Source organism: Rhodococcus sp. BP-160 (genome assembly GCF_019836205.1).
Classification (GTDB): Bacteria; Actinomycetota; Actinomycetes; order Mycobacteriales; family Mycobacteriaceae; genus Rhodococcoides.
Map to the genome: position 1 here is coordinate 133,697 of NZ_JABUEK010000002.1, position 17,626 is coordinate 151,322.

Annotated in this window: 24 protein-coding genes; 11 read left to right on the forward strand and 13 right to left on the reverse strand. The window is 68.8% G+C overall.

Annotation, left to right across the window (positions count from 1 at the left end; genetic code table 11):
* Window positions 1-2: 2 nt before the first annotated feature.
* The 5 genes from HQ306_RS07040 to HQ306_RS07060 are packed head-to-tail and all read right to left on the reverse strand — an operon-like array spanning window position 3 to window position 3,711.
* Window positions 3-608: a response regulator transcription factor gene (locus HQ306_RS07040; protein ID WP_027505579.1), complete on the reverse strand. Its 606-nt coding sequence runs from the start codon at window positions 606-608 to the stop codon at window positions 3-5.
* Complete coding sequence (locus tag HQ306_RS07045) at window positions 605-1,744, reverse strand: sensor histidine kinase (RefSeq protein WP_222629969.1); 1,140 nt, start codon at window positions 1,742-1,744, stop codon at window positions 605-607. Before HQ306_RS07045 ends, HQ306_RS07040 begins: the two co-directional genes overlap by 4 nt.
* A gap of 40 nt (window positions 1,745-1,784) precedes the next feature.
* Complete coding sequence (locus HQ306_RS07050) at window positions 1,785-2,570, reverse strand: ABC transporter permease (RefSeq protein WP_027505580.1); 786 nt, start codon at window positions 2,568-2,570, stop codon at window positions 1,785-1,787.
* Window positions 2,567-3,487 carry an ABC transporter ATP-binding protein gene (locus tag HQ306_RS07055; RefSeq protein ID WP_222629972.1) on the reverse strand — a complete coding sequence of 307 codons (921 nt, stop codon included), beginning with the start codon at window positions 3,485-3,487 and terminating at the stop codon, window positions 2,567-2,569. The genes HQ306_RS07050 and HQ306_RS07055 overlap by 4 nt, the downstream gene beginning before the upstream one ends.
* Window positions 3,484-3,711 carry a hypothetical protein gene (locus HQ306_RS07060; RefSeq protein WP_056448660.1) on the reverse strand — a complete coding sequence of 76 codons (228 nt, stop codon included), beginning with the start codon at window positions 3,709-3,711 and terminating at the stop codon, window positions 3,484-3,486. The genes HQ306_RS07055 and HQ306_RS07060 overlap by 4 nt, the downstream gene beginning before the upstream one ends.
* A gap of 123 nt (window positions 3,712-3,834) precedes the next feature.
* Between HQ306_RS07060 and HQ306_RS07065 the strand changes: the two genes are divergently transcribed.
* The 4 genes from HQ306_RS07065 (at window position 3,835) to HQ306_RS07080 (ending at window position 6,182) form a co-directional block, all read left to right on the forward strand.
* Window positions 3,835-3,990, forward strand: a complete 156-nt coding sequence (locus HQ306_RS07065; RefSeq protein WP_197027779.1) for a hypothetical protein — start codon at window positions 3,835-3,837, stop codon at window positions 3,988-3,990.
* A gap of 106 nt (window positions 3,991-4,096) precedes the next feature.
* Window positions 4,097-4,768, forward strand: a complete 672-nt coding sequence (locus tag HQ306_RS07070; protein WP_222629975.1) for a TetR family transcriptional regulator — start codon at window positions 4,097-4,099, stop codon at window positions 4,766-4,768.
* A complete protein-coding gene (locus HQ306_RS07075; protein WP_222629978.1) occupies window positions 4,765-5,697 on the forward strand; it encodes a TIGR01777 family oxidoreductase in 933 nt (310 codons plus the stop codon). The genes HQ306_RS07070 and HQ306_RS07075 overlap by 4 nt, the downstream gene beginning before the upstream one ends.
* Before the next feature lie 80 nt (window positions 5,698-5,777).
* On the forward strand, window positions 5,778-6,182 hold the full coding sequence (locus HQ306_RS07080) for a four-helix bundle copper-binding protein (RefSeq protein ID WP_027505583.1): 405 nt from the start codon (window positions 5,778-5,780) through the stop codon (window positions 6,180-6,182).
* A gap of 69 nt (window positions 6,183-6,251) precedes the next feature.
* Here the strand turns inward: HQ306_RS07080 and HQ306_RS07085 are convergent, their stop codons facing one another.
* Both HQ306_RS07085 and HQ306_RS07090 read right to left on the reverse strand, forming a co-directional pair.
* Entirely contained in the window at window positions 6,252-7,463 is a 1,212-nt protein-coding gene (locus HQ306_RS07085; protein WP_222629981.1) for an alcohol dehydrogenase catalytic domain-containing protein, read from the reverse strand.
* A 30-nt stretch (window positions 7,464-7,493) separates the two neighbouring features.
* On the reverse strand, window positions 7,494-7,724 hold the full coding sequence (locus tag HQ306_RS07090; RefSeq protein ID WP_222629984.1) for an acyl carrier protein: 231 nt from the start codon (window positions 7,722-7,724) through the stop codon (window positions 7,494-7,496).
* A gap of 197 nt (window positions 7,725-7,921) precedes the next feature.
* Between HQ306_RS07090 and HQ306_RS07095 the strand changes: the two genes are divergently transcribed.
* A complete protein-coding gene (locus tag HQ306_RS07095; RefSeq protein ID WP_222629999.1) occupies window positions 7,922-8,779 on the forward strand; it encodes a cyclopropane mycolic acid synthase family methyltransferase in 858 nt (285 codons plus the stop codon).
* On the opposite strand, the gene HQ306_RS07100 is transcribed toward HQ306_RS07095, so the two are convergent.
* Entirely contained in the window at window positions 8,763-9,284 is a 522-nt protein-coding gene (locus HQ306_RS07100; protein WP_222630002.1) for a hypothetical protein, read from the reverse strand. The genes HQ306_RS07095 and HQ306_RS07100 overlap by 17 nt on opposite strands.
* Window positions 9,275-9,949 (reverse strand): RNA polymerase sigma factor, encoded by a 675-nt coding sequence (locus HQ306_RS07105; protein ID WP_231476307.1) that lies wholly within the window; start codon window positions 9,947-9,949, stop codon window positions 9,275-9,277. The genes HQ306_RS07100 and HQ306_RS07105 overlap by 10 nt, the downstream gene beginning before the upstream one ends.
* 234 nt (window positions 9,950-10,183) lie before the next feature.
* Between HQ306_RS07105 and HQ306_RS07110 the strand changes: the two genes are divergently transcribed.
* From HQ306_RS07110 to HQ306_RS07125, 4 genes are all read left to right on the forward strand, one after another.
* Complete coding sequence (locus HQ306_RS07110; RefSeq protein ID WP_222630003.1) at window positions 10,184-10,603, forward strand: Asp23/Gls24 family envelope stress response protein; 420 nt, start codon at window positions 10,184-10,186, stop codon at window positions 10,601-10,603.
* A gap of 217 nt (window positions 10,604-10,820) precedes the next feature.
* Entirely contained in the window at window positions 10,821-11,519 is a 699-nt protein-coding gene (locus HQ306_RS07115; RefSeq protein ID WP_222630006.1) for an aquaporin, read from the forward strand.
* A gap of 226 nt (window positions 11,520-11,745) precedes the next feature.
* Window positions 11,746-11,961, forward strand: a complete 216-nt coding sequence (locus tag HQ306_RS22760) for a hypothetical protein (protein WP_374197713.1) — start codon at window positions 11,746-11,748, stop codon at window positions 11,959-11,961.
* 87 nt (window positions 11,962-12,048) lie between these two features.
* Complete coding sequence (locus HQ306_RS07125) at window positions 12,049-13,548, forward strand: amidase (RefSeq protein ID WP_222630026.1); 1,500 nt, start codon at window positions 12,049-12,051, stop codon at window positions 13,546-13,548.
* Here HQ306_RS07125 and HQ306_RS07130 read toward each other — a convergent pair.
* Genes HQ306_RS07130 through HQ306_RS07140 form a run of 3 tightly spaced genes read right to left on the reverse strand, consistent with a single transcriptional unit; the run spans window position 13,529 to window position 15,247 of the window.
* Window positions 13,529-13,978, reverse strand: a complete 450-nt coding sequence (locus HQ306_RS07130) for a Rieske 2Fe-2S domain-containing protein (RefSeq protein WP_222630030.1) — start codon at window positions 13,976-13,978, stop codon at window positions 13,529-13,531. The genes HQ306_RS07125 and HQ306_RS07130 overlap by 20 nt on opposite strands.
* Before the next feature lie 28 nt (window positions 13,979-14,006).
* The gene (locus tag HQ306_RS07135) at window positions 14,007-14,303 is read right to left on the reverse strand and encodes a hypothetical protein (RefSeq protein WP_222630033.1); all 297 of its coding nucleotides are present in this window, start codon (window positions 14,301-14,303) and stop codon (window positions 14,007-14,009) included.
* Window positions 14,300-15,247: a DMT family transporter gene (locus tag HQ306_RS07140; RefSeq protein WP_222630047.1), complete on the reverse strand. Its 948-nt coding sequence runs from the start codon at window positions 15,245-15,247 to the stop codon at window positions 14,300-14,302. The genes HQ306_RS07135 and HQ306_RS07140 overlap by 4 nt, the downstream gene beginning before the upstream one ends.
* A 35-nt stretch (window positions 15,248-15,282) precedes the next feature.
* Between HQ306_RS07140 and HQ306_RS07145 the strand changes: the two genes are divergently transcribed.
* Window positions 15,283-15,864, forward strand: a complete 582-nt coding sequence (locus HQ306_RS07145; protein WP_222630061.1) for a TetR/AcrR family transcriptional regulator — start codon at window positions 15,283-15,285, stop codon at window positions 15,862-15,864.
* Here HQ306_RS07145 and HQ306_RS07150 read toward each other — a convergent pair.
* Entirely contained in the window at window positions 15,838-16,863 is a 1,026-nt protein-coding gene (locus tag HQ306_RS07150) for an LLM class flavin-dependent oxidoreductase (protein ID WP_056448617.1), read from the reverse strand. The genes HQ306_RS07145 and HQ306_RS07150 overlap by 27 nt on opposite strands.
* A gap of 82 nt (window positions 16,864-16,945) precedes the next feature.
* Here HQ306_RS07150 and HQ306_RS07155 point away from each other — a divergent pair, with 82 nt between their 5' ends.
* Entirely contained in the window at window positions 16,946-17,608 is a 663-nt protein-coding gene (locus HQ306_RS07155; RefSeq protein ID WP_027505591.1) for a GNAT family N-acetyltransferase, read from the forward strand.
* Window positions 17,609-17,626: the final 18 nt, after the last annotated feature.

Here is a 17,626-nt window from a genome sequence, read left to right on the forward strand (position 1 = left end):
GTCTAGATCCACCCGTGGCGCCGGGCGATCGCGCATGCCTCATGGCGATTGGCGGCGCCGAGTTTGGCCGCGGCAGCCGAGAGATAGTTGCGTGCCGTCCCCGGTGAGAGATGTGCGCGCTGGGCGATCTCGGCGATCGTGGCTCCGTCCGCGGCGAATTCGAGCACGTCCGACTCGCGCGGTGTCAGCGGCGAATCGCCCGCGCCGATGGCCTCGGCCGCCAGACTCGGATCGACGTAGCGTCCGCCGCTCACCACCGTGCGCACCACCTCGGCGAGGGTCGCCGCGGACGTGGTCTTCGGGAGGAATCCGCCGACGCCGGCAGAGAGCGCCTTCTTGAGGTATCCGGGCCGACCGTGGCTGGTGACGATGATCGACCGGCAGTCGGGAAGCAGCGCGGCGATGCGTTGGGCCGTCTCGATACCGTCGATCCCGCCGAGCTGCAGGTCCAGCACCGCGACGTCGGGGGTGGTCCGCGCGGCCTCGGTCACCGCCGCCTCGCCCGAGTCCGCATGTCCCACGACCTCGATGTCGTCCTCCAGATCGAGCATCGTGCCCAGGGCCACCCGGATGAGGTTCTCGTCGTCTGCCAGCAGTACCCGGATCATGATGTGCCCTTCGTGGGGGATGTCGTCGTCGGTGCGAATTCGACAGCGAGGGTGAAGGTGTCGGCTCCGGCCTCGACGGTGAGGGAACCTCCTACCGCAACCAGACGCTCACGGAGACCGGCGAGACCGGTGCCGTCGCCCGCACGTTCCGGCGACGTCGGCCGGTCGTTGACGATGCGGAGCCGGTCGTCACCGAACTCGATACGGCAGTAGGTGGCACGCGAGTGGCGCAGGATGTTCGTGACGCCTTCCCGCACCACCCACGCGGCCTGTTCGGCTACTGCGCCGGGGATGTCGGCGACCGTCCCCGTCAGCTCGGTCCGGATACCGGCGGCGGACAACAGGGACTGGGCGCCGCGGAGTTCCGCCGCGACGTCGACGGAACGGTAGCCGCGCACCAGCTCCCGAGCGTCGGTCATCGACTCCCGGGCGAGCACACGTACCTCGTCCATCTGCGCGGCAGCTCGGTCGTCTCCTCGCCGAGCCAGCGCGGCGGCGAGCTCGCTCTTGACCGCGATGGCGGACAGCGCGCGACCGACGACGTCGTGCAGGTCCCGGGAGAAGCGCAGTCGTTCCTCGGCGACCGACAGGGCGGCGGCGGCGTCGCGGGTGGTGGCCAGCTCGGTGACGATGCGCAGCAACCACATCGACAGGCGCACCGTGGTGGCCATGGCGACGATGCAGAAGGCCAGGAGTGTGATCTCGAGGGCGGTCGAGCCCGATGCGGCGGCGACCACCGGGGCGACCACCGCGGCGCCGAGAGACCAGCGCAGGTCCACCAGTGCCGCGATCGGTGTCGTCACCAGGATGGCCACCCACAGGAGGTTCGGTGCAGCGCCCACCACGACGAGCACGGCGGCCGCTGCGATCTGTACGCACAACGGTGCCCGGACGTCCGCACTCGAAGCGCCACCGAGTGCGGGAATACGGTGCAGGACAACGAGTACAGACACCACGCACACCAGCGCGGCGGCGGTGGAGATCGCGTCACCCGCCTGCGCCGAGGCCGCCATCGAGGCCACCGCGACCGCGACGACGATCAACTGGAAGGACTGCCGGGTGTAGGTGCGGACCTTCTCGACGTCGCTGCTGCCCCGCCAGCCGAGTGTCGGGTCGAGATGATCGCGCAGTCTCATGGTCTCCAGCCTTGCAGATCGGACGGTCGGTGGCGGGACGTCAGGAGCGCGGTTCCCAGCGGAAGTGGGTCCGGGCGATCAGGACGCTGCCCGCGATCCAGGCGAGCATGACGAGAGCCGGCTGACCAGCCTCCGCGAACGTCGACGCGAAGCCCACCGAGTCGGCGCCACCGGCGGCATCACCCACCGAGGTGGTGCCGAACCACCCGAGGTTCAGGAGATCGCTGACCGCGGCCATCGGTGTCAGAGCCACCACGTCGGCGAGGGACTCGGGTACCACGTCGCGCAGTAGTGACGATCCGAGCATCGCCAGCAGGATGACGGGCAGGCTGGTGATCTGTGCTGCTTCCGCGTTGCGGGTGAAGGCGGACGTGATGAGGGCCAGTGCGGCGAAGAGCGCCGCACCACCGACCAGTGCCGCCGCGATGAGCAGGACGTTGACGGGAGTGCCGCCGCCGAGGACCACCACGACCACGCCGACGATCACTCCGAGGAGGAGGGTCAGGAGGAACGACGGCACCGCGGGTCCGAGAAGGATCTGTGCGTCCGTGCTCTCCCCGGTGCGGAGACGTTTGAGCACCAACTCGTCTCGACGCGTCGCGTAGACCGACAGGAGGTTGTAGTAGACCAGGAACACCAGCAGGAACAGGGCGAAGATCTCCAGCGCGGCCGACACGCCGGCGTCGGTGAGCCCACCGTCTCGACCCGCGACGACCAGAAGGACGATCGGCAGGACGAGGGGCATGACCAGAGCGTTGAAGAGAAGGACGCGGTTGCGTCCGAGGAGCGTGAATTCCGCTCGGGACAGTGCGGTCATCGTACTCATGCCGTGATCACCTCGGGGTCGTCGAATGTGTCTGCGATGGAGAGGAACACGGTCTCGAGAGACGCGGCTCGCGCGTCGAGACCGTGCAGGGTGACGCCGCTGTCGCGGGCCCACACGAGCAACTCGGTCAGCGTCTCCTGTACCGAGTTCGTCGTGATCGACACCGTGTCGCCCTTCCGGTCGACGTCGGCTCCCGGGAGTTGCGGCAGTGCGGTCCGCGGGTCCTTCAGCTCGATGCGCGCCGGGTGACCGGCGACCACGTCGTCGACCGTTCCGCTGCGAACGACGCTGCCGCGGTGCATGATCGCCAACCGATCGCACAGCGATTCCGCCTCGTCGAGATAGTGCGTGGTGAGCATGATGGTCACCCCGGAGTTCTTGAGCTCCTGAATGAGCTGCCACGTGTTGCGCCGACTCTCGGGATCGAGTCCGGTGGTCGGTTCGTCCAGGAACAGGACTCGCGGTCGGCTGATGATCGCGCAGGCGAGATCGAGACGACGCTGCTCGCCGCCCGACAGGAACTTCACTCGGGTGTCCGCACGGGCTTCGAGATCGACGCGCGCCAGGACGTCGTCGACAGGCAGTGGATCGCTGCACGTGCCGGCCCACATCCGCAGGCTCTCGGCCGCGGTCAGGTCCTGCGGTAGTCCACCCTTCTGCAGCATGATGCCCAGGGCGGGCCGGACCTTTCTCCGATCCGCGACGGGGTCGAGTCCCAGGATGCGGACCGTGCCCTCGCTGGGACGCGACAGACCCTGGACGACTTCCAGAGTCGACGTCTTGCCGGCGCCGTTGGTGCCGAGCAGTCCGAACAGTTCGCCCTCCGCGATGTCGAGGTCGAGGTTGCGGACCGCGTCGTACGCTGTCTTGCCGGAGCCGTAGCGGCGGGTCATTCCCGACACCTCGATGACGGTCATGACGCTCGCCCCCAGTGCCGACGCCCGACGGCGACGCGGACGGCGAGGAACGCGGCGACGACGGCAGCCGCTGCCACGGTCGGCACCGAGACTCCGACGATCGCGATCAGCACCGCGATGAGGGCCACCGAGATGACGGCCACCACCAGTTCGCGGGCCGGGGTCGGCGCGGGTCCGATCTCCATGAGGTCGGTGAAGAGGTTTCCTTCGTCTGGTTGCTTCATGAGAACAATTCTTCGGATCGTGCGGCAGGACCGGCAGTGCCAGGACGCATCGGTCGAGATGACACCGTCACGGTCGAGCGATGACAAACGTCATGAACCGGACGGCCGAGTAGCGTGTCGACCATGAACGGATGGTTCGTCGTCGCGCTGCTCGGGGTGCTCGGTCTGGCGGCGATCGTTCTCGGCGGCGCCGACGACTCACCGGGACTCCAGTTTCTCGGTCTGATCCTCGTCGTCAGCGCGGTCGTGACGGCGGTTCGCCGTCGCCGTATCTCCTGATCGCACCCTCCCCTCGATTCTCGTCGCGAGTTCATGGTGGCACTTGTTGAACGTGTTCAACTTCGCTACGGTCGTTGTTGAACACGTTCAAGACGGGAGTCCGACAATGGTGCGAGACACGGCGACGCGGGAGCGGTTGGTGGAGGTGGCGCTTCGACTCTTCCGGGAGGACGGGTTCCAGGCGACCACGATGCGGCGCATCGCGACCGAGGCGGGCGTCTCGCTGGGCAATGCCTACTACTACTTCGCCGGCAAGGACGAGTTGGTCCACGAGCTGTATCTCGTCGTCCAACGCGAGCATCGGACGCGCGCGATACCCCTGCTCCGTGACGGCGCCTCGCTGGCGGACAACCTCTCGGCGGTGCTGCACGCCGGTCTCGACGTGATGCACCCTTACCGAAGCTTCGGCGGCTCGTTCCTCCAGTCGGCGCTTCCCCTGCAGTCGACCTCCAGTCCCTTCTCGCCCGAATCGTCCGCCGCGCGAGACATGGCCGTGGACCTCATGCGACTGACTCTGCAGAAGTCCAAGCAGCGCGGACCGGCATCGCTGGAGAGTCGTCTCCCCACGTTGCTGTGGGTCGCGTACCTGGGTGTGACCCTGCACTGGGTCACGGACGGATCCGACGACCAACGCCGCACCCGCGCGCTCGTCGACGGTCTCGTTCCCGTCGTCACGAAGACGATCAGCCTGTCCCGACTGCCGGTCGCGCGAGGACTGCTCGGCGACATCGTCGGGCTGGTGGACACCATGACATCCGAGAAGGGAAGCGGGCGATGACGAGAGACGTACGGACCGTCGTGATCTGTGGAGCGACGGGATACATCGGGCAGTACCTCGCGAGGGCGTATCGGGACCGGGGAATCGACGTGAGATCCGTGGGCCGCGGCGCCGTCAACGACGCGTCGTGGTCGGACCGTGACCGGTTGACCCGTGTCCTCGACGGAGCCGACATGGTGATCAATCTGGCGGGCCGTTCGGTGAGCTGCCGCTACACCAAGAGTACCGCCGACGTCATCTTCTCCTCGCGGGTGGAGACGACGGCCGCACTGGGCCAGGCCCTCTCGCGTGTGGACCGCGCTCCGGACCTGTGGTTCAACGCCAGCACCGGAACCATCTACCGCGATGCTCGTGACCGGCCGATGACGGAGCGGGACGGGGACGTGGGGACGGGTTTCTCCGTCGAGGTGGCCCGCGCGTGGGAGCGCGAACTGTTCGACGCGCCCACCGGCGTCCGCAAGATCGCTCTGCGCATGGCGATCGTCCTGGGTGCCGGTGGCGGCGCCGTCAACCCCCTCATCGATCTGGCGCGGCTCGGACTCGGCGGCCGGATGGGTGACGGCACACAGATGTTCAGCTGGATCCACGTCGCGGACGTGCTCCGGTCCATCGACCATCTGTACGCGCGCGAGGACATCGCGGGACCGGTGAACCTCGCGACACCGTTCGCCGTGGACAACGCCACCATGATGCGCGAGGTCCGACGTCACCTGGGACGGTCACGAGGTGTCGCGACCCCCGCATGGTTGCTGCACGCCGGCGCCGCTGTCATCCGCACCGAACCGGAACTGGTCCTGAAGAGTCGGTGGGTGGATCCCGAGGTGTTGCGGCGCAGTGATTTCGAGTTCGAGTATCCGCGCCTCGGTCCGGCGTTGGAGCAGATCGCTCGCCACACGTCCCGCGGTCTGCTGCCGGTCACCCTGGGCTGACGCGACGTCGTACGCGCCGTTTCCGCCGACGGTCCGCGGGTAGCCGACACCGACGCGATCCGTGCGACGAAGGAGCAGCGATGACGACCGTGACGGACCTACTGGCCACCCATCCCCTCGATGGTGATCGTGCACTGGTGGCGGCCTGTGTGGAGGCGTGTCTCGACTGTTCGACGGCGTGCACCGTCTGTGCCGACGCCTGCCTCGCCGAGGATTCCGTCGCGCGACTCAGGTCGTGCATTCGACTCGATCAGGACTGCGCCGACCTGTGTGCCGCGACCGCCCGGATCATCACGCGGAGCGGTGCCCGGTCCGAGACGGCACGCGCCGCGCTGATCGCCTGTGCGTCCGCGTGCGACGACTGTGCCGACGAGTGCGCCCGGCATGCGGGGATGCACGAGCACTGCGCCGCGTGTGCGGACGCATGTCGGCGATGCGCGCGGGCGTGCCGCGACCTGCTGGCCGCGCCGGGCACACCGATGTGAGGACGGCGTCCGCCGCACTCGCACGTACGGCGGGTGCGGCGGACGCGGTGTCGATCGAGTCACCGTCGATCAGCTCACTGCAAGAACAGTTTTGAGCCAGCCCTCCTCCCGACGGTCGAAACTTTCGTAGGCATCGACGGCCGTGACCGGTGTCTCGGTCTGCGTGATGAAGTTCAACGGATCGAACGACCCGCTCGCGACACGGTCGAGCAGCATCGGCACGTAGCGGCGGTGGTTGCAGTTCCCGGCCTGCACGGTGAGGTTGCGATTCAGGACGGTGCCGATGGGAAAGCCGTCGAAGGTGGGGGGATACACACCGAGGATGCCGATGGTGCCGGCCTTGGCCACGGCCTGGACGGCCCACCGCAGCGCCTGGCTGGGACCGTCACCCGGCCTCCACAGGTCGCCGTTCGGCGCAGCATCCGGTGCAGCTTGCTGCACTTCGCTCGCGAACGTCTCGCGCTGCTGTCCGGCCTCATCCGCGGCGGGACCGCTCGACGGTGTCTGCGCATCGACACCGACGGCGTCGATCACCCGGTCGGCGCCGATCCCTCCGGTGAGATCGAGAACGGCCTCGACGGGATCCTCTGCGTTGAAGTCGATCGTCTCGGCATTCTGTCGCCGGGCCGCCTCGAGTCGGGAGGCGATGCCGTCGACGACCATCACTCGTCCCGCGCCCTGTTGCTTCGCCGATGCCGCTGCGAACTGTCCCACCACGCCGGCGCCGAACACCACCACGGTGTCGCCGTCACGCACCTTGGCGAGTTCGGCACCGAACCACGCCGTCGGATAGATGTCCGAGACCAGGATGGCCTGATCGTCGCTCACTCCGTCCGGTACCCGCACCAGCGTGTTCGGCGCCCAGGGGACGCGCACCCGCTCCGCCTGGAGACCGTCGATCGAGCCCGTGGCCTCCGGACCGCCGAAGAAGCTCGTCCCCGCGAGCGGACCGCCGGGGTTCGCGTTGTCGCACTGCGCGGTGTAGCCGGCCCGGCAGTAGGAGCACCACCCGCACGACATCGTGGAACAGACCACTACGCGGTCTCCCACGGAGAAGCCGCGGACCGCCGAGCCCAGCTCTTCCACCACGCCGACGGCTTCGTGCCCCAGGACGGTGCCCGGTTTCATTCCTGGCATCGTTCCGCGCACCATGTGCAGATCGGTGCCGCAGATCGCGCTCGCGGTGACGCGCACGATCGCGTCGGTCGGATTCTGCAGGACCGGATCGTCGACGTCGTCGAGTCGGATGTCGCCGGTTCCGTGCCACACCACTGCCTTCATACGTGTCCTCTCGTCGTGCGTGTCGGCGCGTCAGCTGCCGCTGGTCGAGCTCGTCAGCTGGGCGAGGAACTCGTGGCACCGGTGTGCGCGCTGCGTGTCCTCGGCCATGACGTTCTCGAAGAACTCGGCGATGTCGTCGCGACCCGCGTTGCGTGCATCGCGGACGTACTGTCCGTAGTCGTGTCCGGCCTTGAGGGCGTGGTACTGCACCGACACGAGGTCGAACGTCACGTCGTCGAATCCGGTCTGTCCTGCAGGCATCGTCGTCTCCTTCATCCGTTTCGGTCACCTCCGGTGTTCGGTGACGCGGTCGGGCACGGGTACCGCGGTCGGACCGACCGAAACTCCCTGATCGAGGATCTGACGGCGTGTTTCGACGCGACGATCGCGGGAACACGGGCGCCGCAGCACCACCGTCGGGTGGGGCTCGGTTGTCCGGTGACCCGTGGAGGAACTCAGTGTCCGATCTTCAGCCGTTCTACGACGACGTCCAAGCTCACTACGACCTCTCGGACGAGTTCTTCAGGCTCTTCCTCGATCCGACGCAGACCTACAGCTGTGCGTACTTCGAGCGCGAGGACATGACACTCGAGGAAGCGCAGCTCGCGAAGATCGACCTGTCGCTGTCCAAGTGCGACCTCCGTCCGGGCATGCGTCTGCTCGACGTCGGCTGCGGGTGGGGCGCGACGCTTCGGCGAGCGGTGGAGAAGTACGACGTGAACGTCGTCGGTCTGACCCTGAGCAGGAACCAGTACGAGCACGTGTCGGCGATGCTGAACGGGCTCGACACGGGACGCACCACCGAGGTGCGGCTGCAGGGGTGGGAGGAGTTCGACGAGCCGGTCGATCGCATCGTCAGCATCGGCGCCTTCGAGCACTTCACCTCCCCCCGCTACGACGACTTCTTCGCCCGCGCCTACTCGATCCTGCCCGGGGACGGCCGGATGATGCTGCACACCATCGTGCAACTCGGCCGCGACATGTTCCGGCAGAAGTCGCGCGTGACGCGGGCGGACATGGACTTCGCCGACTTCATCGGCCGCGAGATCTTTCCCGGCGGCGAGCTCCCGATCCCGCAGGTGGTGATCGAGAAGGGCGAGCGAGCCGGCTTCCGCGTGGAGAAGGTCCAGTCGCTGCAACAGCACTACGCTCGAACGCTCGATCTGTGGTCGGCCGCGCTGGAGGCGAGGAAGGACGAAGCCGTCGCCATCGCCGACGAGGCGATGTACCAGACCTACATGCGGTACCTGCCCGGCTGCGCCGACTTCTTCCGGCGGGAACTGATCGACGTCCGCCAGTTCACGATGGTGAAGTAGACGCCGTCGCCTGGTCGGGGGCGTCGATCTCCGCGATCACGACGCCGATGTCGTCGGCGCTGTAGGGAAGTCCGAGGACATCCGTCAGAGCGGCAGCTGCCCGGCTCGCGACGAGATCGCCGGCCTCCTGGAGATCCGTGCCGTAGGCGGCGATCACCGTCACCAGACCGCCCGTGCACCGGTGACCCTCGGTGTAGAGCGAGATGTCGGCGGGCTCTGTGCCCGCCACCTCGGCGACGGCGCTGCGGACGGCGATACGGACGACGACGTCACTGACCCGAAGGGTGTCCGCGTCGACGTCCACTCCCTCGACGACGCCCTCGTCGGGGTAGCGGGCGTCGAGGGGCCACGTCCGGACCCCGGCGGCTCGCACGCGTGAGAGGGCGGCGGCGCTGATGTCCACCCACCCGTGCACGGGCGCGTCGCGCAGCACGCTCGCGGCTCGGCGGAGCGTCGAATCCGTCTGCGGCGGTGTCGAATCAGGCTGACCCGACGTCATCTCCACGTCTCCAATCGTGTCTCGAGTGTGGCGCGTGCACGCGTGAGGTGGCCGCGGACGGCACCGGGGGAGAGGGCCATGACCGTGCCGATCTCGGTGTGCTTCATGCCCTCGACCTCACGGAGCAACCAGCAGGCCCGCTGGCGATACGGTAGCTCAGCGAGGGCATCGTCCAACGCGGACAGGAAGTCGGCGTCGGACACGGTGCGCGACGGGTCGTCCCTCGGGTCCTGGCTCGGCCTCTCGAACACCCAGTCCTCGACGGGCGCGATGCTGCGGCGCCGCCGATGATCCGTCACCTTGTGGGAAACGACGCTGAACAACCAGGTGCGCAGCGACGAGTCGGAACGGAAGTGGCGCAGTCCGCGCCAGGCGTCGACCAACGCGTCCTGGACGATGTCCTCGGCAGCGCCTCGGTCGGACAGGAGGTGGGTCGCGTAGCGCAGCATGTCCGGTCCGAGTCGGCGCACGATCTCCTCGAACGCGCGTCGGTCGCCCATGCCCGCGGCGGCGGCGAGGGCGCGATCGCCGAGCTCGCGGTGGTCGGCGGCGAACGTCGGACGAGTGGACGTGTCGCGGTCCGCCGACGGTGCTGCGATGGACGGGAGGCTGACATCACCGGCCACGTCGGGACTACCGGGATCGGGCGCGATCGACGGACGACTGAGCACTGTTCCCCCCCGAACCGCCGTCGGAGTGACCCACCCCGAAGATTGATGAAGCAACTAATTTCCCCGATGTGACTGTTCCCGCGCAGGATCACACGCAAACCGATGTGATGCGCATCACTTGATTTCCGACGTGCGTTTTCGTGGTGAGGACCCGACTCAATGACTGTGACGAGCCGTCACAGTCCAGAGAGAGGACCTGAAGTGAACGCCCCGCAGACTGCGACAGGAAACGCCGTGAGGACGTCCGTCGCATCGACCGTCGACCACAGTGACGACCGAACCGACCGCAGAGATCGCGGCCGCACAGTCGTCGCGGACGCCGTGGTCGCCACCGTCGCCGGCATCGCCGCACGAGAGGTACCGGGCCTCCACGCCCTGGAACCGGCCGGTTCTCGTGCGCTCGACGTACTCCGGTCCGCAGTGGGCGTCGACGGGGCGAGGCACACACAGGGGGTGTCGGTCGAGGTGGACGACCGCACCGCAGTCGTCTCGCTCGATCTGGTGGCGGACTACGGAATATCCATCGCCGACGTCGCAGCGGACGTCCGCCGCAACGTCTCCAGCGCGGTGACGGCACTGACCGGACTCACCTGCAGCCGCGTCGACGTCGTCGTGCACGACGTGCAGGTCGGTGGCCACCGCACGGCCGCCTGACCACAGTCTCGTCCGACCACACACACCGACTCGCACTCCGCGGGCCGGTCGAAGAGAGGAACCATGATGACCACGATCGAGAAACGCACCGACGAGGTGCGCGCATGAGCGCCCGTCGGAGCCTGTCCAGCCGACTCTTCGAGGGCCTGGGCCGCGTGACGTGGGGCTACGCCAAGCGCAAGATCGACGAGCGCCGCACCCGACGAGGAGGACGACGATGACCAAGTTCACCGTCTACATCGCCGAGGCCATCGGCACCGCCGTTCTCGTGATCGGAGGTGTGGGCACCGCCGTCCTGGCGGGCGACGACGTCGGCACCACCGGAATCGCGCTCGCCTTCGGCCTGACACTGCTCGCGATGGTGTTCGTGCTCGGACCCGTGTCCGGTTGCCACATCAACCCGGCGGTCACGCTCGCGTTCCTCGTCACGGGCCGCATGACGGCCGCCCGCGCCGCCGGATACGCCGCCGCACAGGTGATCGGCGGATTCGTCGGCGCCCTGGTGGTCTACGCCATGGCGACGGGTCGACCCGGATACGACCGGACGGTCGACGGTCTCGGCGCCAACGGATACGGCGACGCCTCGGCAGGAAACTACTCGCTTCTCGCCGTCGCGATCGTGGAGATCGTGGCAACGGCAGTTCTCGTGCTGGTCGTACTCGGCGTGACAGGGCCGCATTCCGTTGCGGCAGCCGGGGTTCCGATCGGACTGACGCTCGCGTTCGTGCATCTGCTCGCCATCGGGGTCGACTCGACGTCGGTCAACCCGGCGCGCTCCATCGGGCCTGCGCTGATCGCCGGCGGAAGCGCACTCTCGCAACTGTGGGTGTTCCTGGTCTTCCCGTTGATCGGTGGTGTGGTCGGTGCACTCGCCTACAAGGCCGTGCGGCCCGCCGAGGCGGTCGCCGCGCACTGACTCTCGTGTGCGACGAGCCCGTTGCTCGTCGGGTGCACCCGGGGCATGATGCGACGGTCGGTCGTGGGGGCCGTCGCACATGGGGGTGGGTCATGAACACGGTTCGTCGTACGCCAGGTCTGCGCGCCACAGCGCGCGTAGCCATCTGGAACGTCGAGGCGACGCGCTCCACGTCGATCACCCGCGCAGCGCCGCCGCTCGGCGTGCTCGCGGAGAGATCGCCCACGTGCACGACGCGCAGGGGTCGATGCACGTGGTCGCCGATCCGCGGGACGTCGCCGAGATCGTCTCGCGTGGCTGGGGAGAGCGGCATCCGCTGGCCGGGCGTTCCCTCGTGGGACTGCCGGACAGCTATCTCTACCTCTACGCACCTCGGAACGAGGCAGAGCAGCAGCAGCTGCGGCGCATCGTGGACCGAGCGATCGTCTCTGCTGGAACGTGATCGGTTCGCGGGGTCACGGGCCGTGCGGTGTCCAGACTTCGACGACACCGGCGCTCGTCGGCGGCACTCGCACCTAGTCTGAGCGCCATGAGATTCGACGAGTATCGGGCCCACGACGCGACCGGGCTCGCCCAGCTGGTCGCGTCCGGCGACGTGACGGCCGCGGAGTTGGTCGAGGTCGCGATCATGCGAGCGCGCGAGGTGGATCCCACCCTGAACGCCCTCGTGCAGTGGCAGGAGGATGCCGCGCGAGTGCGGGCCGCGGGCGCCTTGTCCGGTCCGATGGCGGGAGTGCCGTTCCTGCTCAAGGATCTCTTCCAGGCTCAGGCCGGGATCGTCGAGACGTCGGGGTCACGCTCGGGGGCGTCGTCCAGGCCCCGGGTCACGGACACCGTGGTGCAACGGTGGCTCGACGCCGGGGTCGTCGTCCTGGGACGCACGGCCGTACCCGAATTCGGCGCCAAGGGAGTCACCGAGCCGCAGGCGCACGGTGCGACCCGCAACCCGTGGGATCCCGCCCGCACACCCGGTGGCTCCTCCGGTGGTTCGGCCGCCGCGGTGGCGTCGGGCATCGTGCCCGTCGCCGGCGCCAGTGACGGCGGCGGCTCCATCCGCATCCCCGCGGCGTACTGCGGCCTGTTCGGACTCAAGCCTGGCCGGGCAGTCGTCCCTGCCGGGCCCCGCGCCGGGGAGATGCTCTTCGGGAGCGCCGTCACCGGTGTGCTCACCCGCTCCGTGCGCGACTCGGCCGCGTTCCTCGACATCGTGCGCGGCTCGGACGACGACGCTCCCTTCGAGTTCGCGGCCCCGTCGACGTCTTATGTGGAGGCACTCGGCCGGCCGGGTCCTCGGCTCCGGATCGGGGTCGCGACGCGATCGGCGCTGAACGACGCACCCCACCCGGACGTCCTCGCCGCGCTCGACCGCGCCCGCGACCTGCTCGTCGAACTGGGCCACACCGTCGAGGAGGTCGCCTCGCCGTTCGACGAGGAGCAGCTGGCCCGAGACTTCCTCGTGCCGTGGTTCGTCCACCTCGCCGCCGAGGTGTCGTCCGCGTCGGCCACGGCGCGGCCCACCACAACGCAGTTCGAACTCGACACGCTGGTCCTCGCCGAGATCGGGCGCGCCACGAGAGCGGTGGATCACGGTGCGGCACTGGCACGCTGGCAGGACCACGTCCGCGCCATCGCTGCATTCCACCGCCGCTTCGATCTGCTCATGACACCCACGACGGCGGGTCCCGCGCCGCTGATCGGCGCTTTCGACACCCCGTTCGTCGAGAGGGTGGGCGCCCGGCTCGCGCTCGCGCTGCGACTCGGACCGATTCTCGGACGGCTCGGCGCGGTGCAGGACGCGGTGATGCGCAGCCTGTCCGCTGTCCCGTACACGCAATCGGCCAATCTGACCGGGCGGCCGGCGATGAGTGTTCCGCTCTCGGCGACAGTCGACGGTCTGCCCGTCGGCGTGCACTTCCTGGCGCCACCGGGTGGGGAGACTCGGCTGCTGGTGCTCGCCGCGGAGCTCGAGGTGGCGCGGCCGTGGTTCGACAGGATCCCCGCGGACGTGGTCAGTGAGCGAGTCGGATGACGCCGTCGACGATCTCCACCTGCGCGGTGGTGAGCGGTACGGCGCGTCCGACGGCGGCCACCACTGCGGAGTAGGGCGGGAAACCGAAGATCACTCCCTTGGGCCCGGACACCATGGACCCGTCGGTCACGTCGAATTCCGCCCTGTGCCAGGGGCACTGGAGGCAGCCGTTCTCGGTCACCCGCCCGCGCCCGAGCTTGGCGAGTTGGTGTCGGCACGTGTTCCCGACGGCGAACGGTGTCCCGTCGGGCCGGATGCCGACCGCGAGCACCCCGTGGTCGTCGGTGCGCACCTCGGCCACGCCGCTCTCGTCCAGATCGGCGACACGCACGAGGTCTCGCCCGCGTGCCCGGATCGGCTGATCGTGGAGCACGGGTGGGAGCACGCTGCGCGGTCGCGGGGCGGGGGCGGGGGCGCGGTCGTCGGCCATGGGCGAGGGTTACCCGGACGGCGGCCGACTACGCGTCGTCGGTACCGGGCCTCGGGACGTCGGTCTCCCAACGCGCGCGGCGTTCGTCGTCGGACTGTTCCCACCACGGCGTGCCGCGCTCGCCGAGAGCGACCTTGGCGGCCTGTACACCGGCGCGGGACTCCGTGGCGCCGCCGGTCCGGCGGACGTCGCGTCGCCACGCCATCAGGATCGACCGCAGTTCGGCGCTGCGCTCCTCGGGAATGTCGGGATCGGTGGCGCGCCACTTCCGCCCGTCGATCACGATGTGGTGGCCGTCCTCGGTGTACTCTAGGCCGTCCGTCATGACACCGATGCTAGCGACGACTCCGGGATGTCCCGTCGGGTTCCGGCCCGGGGACGCATCGTGACGACAGTGATGGCCACGAAGGTCAGCGCCAGACCGATCGCGGTGAGGGCGGTGAACGGCTCGCCGAAGAGCAGGGCGCCCCACACGGTGGTGACGGGCGGTACGAGGAACATCAGAGCGTTCACCCTCGTCACCCCCACCCGGTCGAGCAGATACCAGTACAGCCCGTACCCGCCGAACGTCGCGAACACCACCAGTCCCGCCGTCGCCGCCCAGAAGTCGAGTGTCGTCGGCGGTAACGCGGTGCCCGTCGCGACCGCGCCGGCGGTGAAGACGACGGCCGATGTGGCGCAGTGGATTCCGAGGGCGCTGAAGGGTGCCGGTCGCTGGGCGCGACGGTCGACGAAGGTCGCGGCGACCAGAGACATCATTCCCACCAGCGGAACGAGGTAGGCCCACGCCGGGGTGGTCGCGGTGGTCGCCGTGGCGTCCGCAACGGTGGCGAGCGCGACGCCGAGAGCACCGATCAGGAGCCCGATCCATTGTCGGCCCGAGGCCGCCGCGCCCAGCAGGGGGCCCGCCAGCGCTGCCGCGACGAGTGGCTGCACTCCGTCGACGAGGGCCGTGGTGCCGGTAGAGACCCCGAGGCCGATGGCCCAGTACACGGTGAGGAGGTAGCCGGACTGCGACAGAAAGCCCACGATCACCTGCCGCCGCAGGTCCGGGCCTCGAACTCGGCGAGACCCGAGGAGCCACGTCGGTGCGAGCAGCAGGGCGAGGGGGAGGAACCGCCACATCAGGACGGTGGTGACGGCAGCGTCCTCACCGCTGATCTTCGCGCCGATGAAACCGGACGACCAGCAGAGTACGAACGCCGCGCCCGCCAGTACCGACCCGACGGCAGTGCGTCGATCCACAGGTATACCGATCTGTCTACTCATGACAGCAGACTACACAGATCGGTATAGTTCGAAACATGACATCCGAGGTCGCCTGGACGCCGAAGGCGCGTGCCGTGCTGGCCGCGGCCGACGAGCTGTTCTACGAGCAGGGCATTCACGCGGTCGGCGTCGACACGATCGCGGCGCGAGCCGGCGTCACGAAGAAGACGTTGTACGACCGTTTCGAGTCCAAGGAACGGCTCGTCGTGGAGTACCTGCGGGAACGTGACCGTCAGTGGCGCGAGTTCCTCGCCGTCCGGCTGGGTGCCGTCTCCGCCGACGAGGCCGGCGATCGGATCGATGCGGTGCTCGTCGCCTCGGCCGAGTGGACGGCGCAGCGAAGTGGCAAGGGATGCAGCATGGTCAACGCGCACGCGGAGATCAGCGACCCCGCCCACCCGGCCTATCCGGTGATCATCGGGCAGAAGCGCTGGATGGCCGATCTGTTCGTCGACATCCTCGCGGCCGCAGGAGTGCCCGATCCGGTGGGCACGGCCGACCTGCTGATGCTCGTGCACGAGGGCGCGCTGGTGTGCGCGGGAATGGGAGTGGTCGAGCGGCCCTTCGACCGTGCGCGTGCTGCCGCGCGTCTACTCCTCGAGCCCACCGGCCGGTGACCACCCGAGCGCCGGCCCGAGCGTCGTCGCCATGTCGGTGAGAATCTGCACGTAGTCGTCGTGGTCGAAGCTGAAAGGCAGAGCGAACGCCACCTCGTCGATCTCCCGGAAGGCTGCGCGCGCCTGCAACTGCTCCACGAGCTGCTCGGTGGTGCCCACCAGATCGGGAGCGAACAGCAGGCGGGCCGGGCCGACCGGTGACAGGGTGCGGCCCAGACGGGCATCGGCGTACTCCTGGTAGCGGGCACGCTGGCTCGGTGTGGCCGAGTCGGTCGGAATCACCACCAAGCCCTGCGAGACCCGAGCACCGTTCCCCGCCGAGTGTGCCGAGCGGAACGCCTCGATGTGGGAGAGCTGGATGCGGTCGAAGTCGTCGTCCTCCTCGGCCTTCACGACGCTGCTCGTCAGGAAGTTCATACCGTTCGCGCCGGCCCAGCGAGCCGACCCGAGCGACGCGCCGCCGTACCACATCCGGGACGCGAGACCGGGCGAATGAGGCTGTGCGCGTGAGGAATGCACCTCGATGCCGTCCATCCCCTCGAAGTCCGTCAGACGATCGCCTCGGATCGCGGCGAGGAGCCGCTCGACCCTGGCGTAGCTGAAGTCCTCCCGATCGGCGGTGTCGGGGTACAGCGCATCCCTGAGCCGGTCGAAGTTCATCGGCGGGCCCACGCTGACCCCGGGATTCAGGCGCCCGCCGGACAGGATGTCGACGGTGGCGAGGTCCTCGGCCAGCCGCACCGGGTTCTCCCACCCCAGCGGAGTCACGGCGGTGCCGAACTCGATTCGCGAGGTCCGCTGCGATGCGGCGGCCAGCACGGCGACGGGGGAGGAGATGCCGTACTGCAGGTGGCGATGCCGCAACCAGGCGCTGTCGAAGCCGAGACGTTCGCCCAGTTCGATGATCGCGAGCGTCGACTCGTGCCCGGCCGCGGGGTCGTCCCCGTCGAACAGTCCGATCGTGAGAAAACCCATCCTGCGCAGCGGTCTCGGGTGCATGGGTCCATGATCCCCCCGTGAGCCTTTCGCGCATCCCCGAGTACGCAAACCGCGCACGGGGGCGAAGCCCTATGATCACGCGATGACCGATCACGATCATGTTGCCGCTCGCCGAGAGATCACGTCCGCCCTACTGGCGGCCTTCGAACGTCGTCACGAGGTGCTCGACGTCATCGTCGAGGCCGAGACCCGGCCCGACGCCGTGGAGGCGATCGCCACCCTGCTCGGCACGTCACGGTTGGGCGGCGAGGCCGTCATGGGCATGTCGTTCGCCAGCCTCACCAAGGACGCCCGCCGGAGCAACGCCGCCGAGCTCGAGGACTTGGACAGCCGCCTGAACTTCACGTTGGCCGAGCGTCCCGCCAGCGCGGGAGAGACCCTGGTGCTGGAAGCGTTCTCGGACGACGACCGCGACCTGTTCGCCGCCCGCCTCGCGGACGTCGGTTCCGCGGGTGACGGATCCGGCGGAGCAGCCGGTGATCTGGACACCGAGCTGGCGGCGGCACGGGACCGCCTCGACTCCGAGCAGGCCGCGTGGTTCGTCGCACGCGAGGGCGCGGAGAAGGTGGGCATCGTCTTCGGCGAGCTCGCCGGTGGCGACATCGACCTCCGGGTGTGGATCCACCCCGGACACCGGAAGAAGGGCTACGGCACTGCGGCGCTGCGGAAGTCGCGCGCCGAGATGGCGGCGGTGTTCCCGGGGGTGCCCATGATCGTGCGCACCCCCGGGGTCCAGCCGTCCTGACACTTCTCGTGAGAGGCG

What these genes read in the sequence shown, in the direction of transcription:
- HQ306_RS07040 (WP_027505579.1), bottom strand. Translation starts at nt 608, where the DNA reads ATGATCCGGGTACTGCTGGCAGACGACGAGAACCTCATCCGGGTGGCC.
- HQ306_RS07045 (WP_222629969.1), bottom strand. Translation starts at nt 1,744, where the DNA reads ATGAGACTGCGCGATCATCTCGACCCGACACTCGGCTGGCGGGGCAGC.
- HQ306_RS07050 (WP_027505580.1), bottom strand. Translation starts at nt 2,570, where the DNA reads ATGAGTACGATGACCGCACTGTCCCGAGCGGAATTCACGCTCCTCGGA.
- HQ306_RS07055 (WP_222629972.1), bottom strand. Translation starts at nt 3,487, where the DNA reads ATGACCGTCATCGAGGTGTCGGGAATGACCCGCCGCTACGGCTCCGGC.
- HQ306_RS07060 (WP_056448660.1), bottom strand. Translation starts at nt 3,711, where the DNA reads ATGAAGCAACCAGACGAAGGAAACCTCTTCACCGACCTCATGGAGATC.
- HQ306_RS07065 (WP_197027779.1), top strand. Translation starts at nt 3,835, where the DNA reads ATGAACGGATGGTTCGTCGTCGCGCTGCTCGGGGTGCTCGGTCTGGCG.
- HQ306_RS07070 (WP_222629975.1), top strand. Translation starts at nt 4,097, where the DNA reads ATGGTGCGAGACACGGCGACGCGGGAGCGGTTGGTGGAGGTGGCGCTT.
- HQ306_RS07075 (WP_222629978.1), top strand. Translation starts at nt 4,765, where the DNA reads ATGACGAGAGACGTACGGACCGTCGTGATCTGTGGAGCGACGGGATAC.
- HQ306_RS07080 (WP_027505583.1), top strand. Translation starts at nt 5,778, where the DNA reads ATGACGACCGTGACGGACCTACTGGCCACCCATCCCCTCGATGGTGAT.
- HQ306_RS07085 (WP_222629981.1), bottom strand. Translation starts at nt 7,463, where the DNA reads ATGAAGGCAGTGGTGTGGCACGGAACCGGCGACATCCGACTCGACGAC.
- HQ306_RS07090 (WP_222629984.1), bottom strand. Translation starts at nt 7,724, where the DNA reads ATGCCTGCAGGACAGACCGGATTCGACGACGTGACGTTCGACCTCGTG.
- HQ306_RS07115 (WP_222630006.1), top strand. Translation starts at nt 10,821, where the DNA reads ATGACCAAGTTCACCGTCTACATCGCCGAGGCCATCGGCACCGCCGTT.
- HQ306_RS07125 (WP_222630026.1), top strand. Translation starts at nt 12,049, where the DNA reads ATGAGATTCGACGAGTATCGGGCCCACGACGCGACCGGGCTCGCCCAG.
- HQ306_RS07130 (WP_222630030.1), bottom strand. Translation starts at nt 13,978, where the DNA reads ATGGCCGACGACCGCGCCCCCGCCCCCGCCCCGCGACCGCGCAGCGTG.
- HQ306_RS07135 (WP_222630033.1), bottom strand. Translation starts at nt 14,303, where the DNA reads ATGACGGACGGCCTAGAGTACACCGAGGACGGCCACCACATCGTGATC.
- HQ306_RS07140 (WP_222630047.1), bottom strand. Translation starts at nt 15,247, where the DNA reads ATGAGTAGACAGATCGGTATACCTGTGGATCGACGCACTGCCGTCGGG.
- HQ306_RS07145 (WP_222630061.1), top strand. Translation starts at nt 15,283, where the DNA reads ATGACATCCGAGGTCGCCTGGACGCCGAAGGCGCGTGCCGTGCTGGCC.
- HQ306_RS07150 (WP_056448617.1), bottom strand. Translation starts at nt 16,863, where the DNA reads ATGCACCCGAGACCGCTGCGCAGGATGGGTTTTCTCACGATCGGACTG.
- HQ306_RS07155 (WP_027505591.1), top strand. Translation starts at nt 16,946, where the DNA reads ATGACCGATCACGATCATGTTGCCGCTCGCCGAGAGATCACGTCCGCC.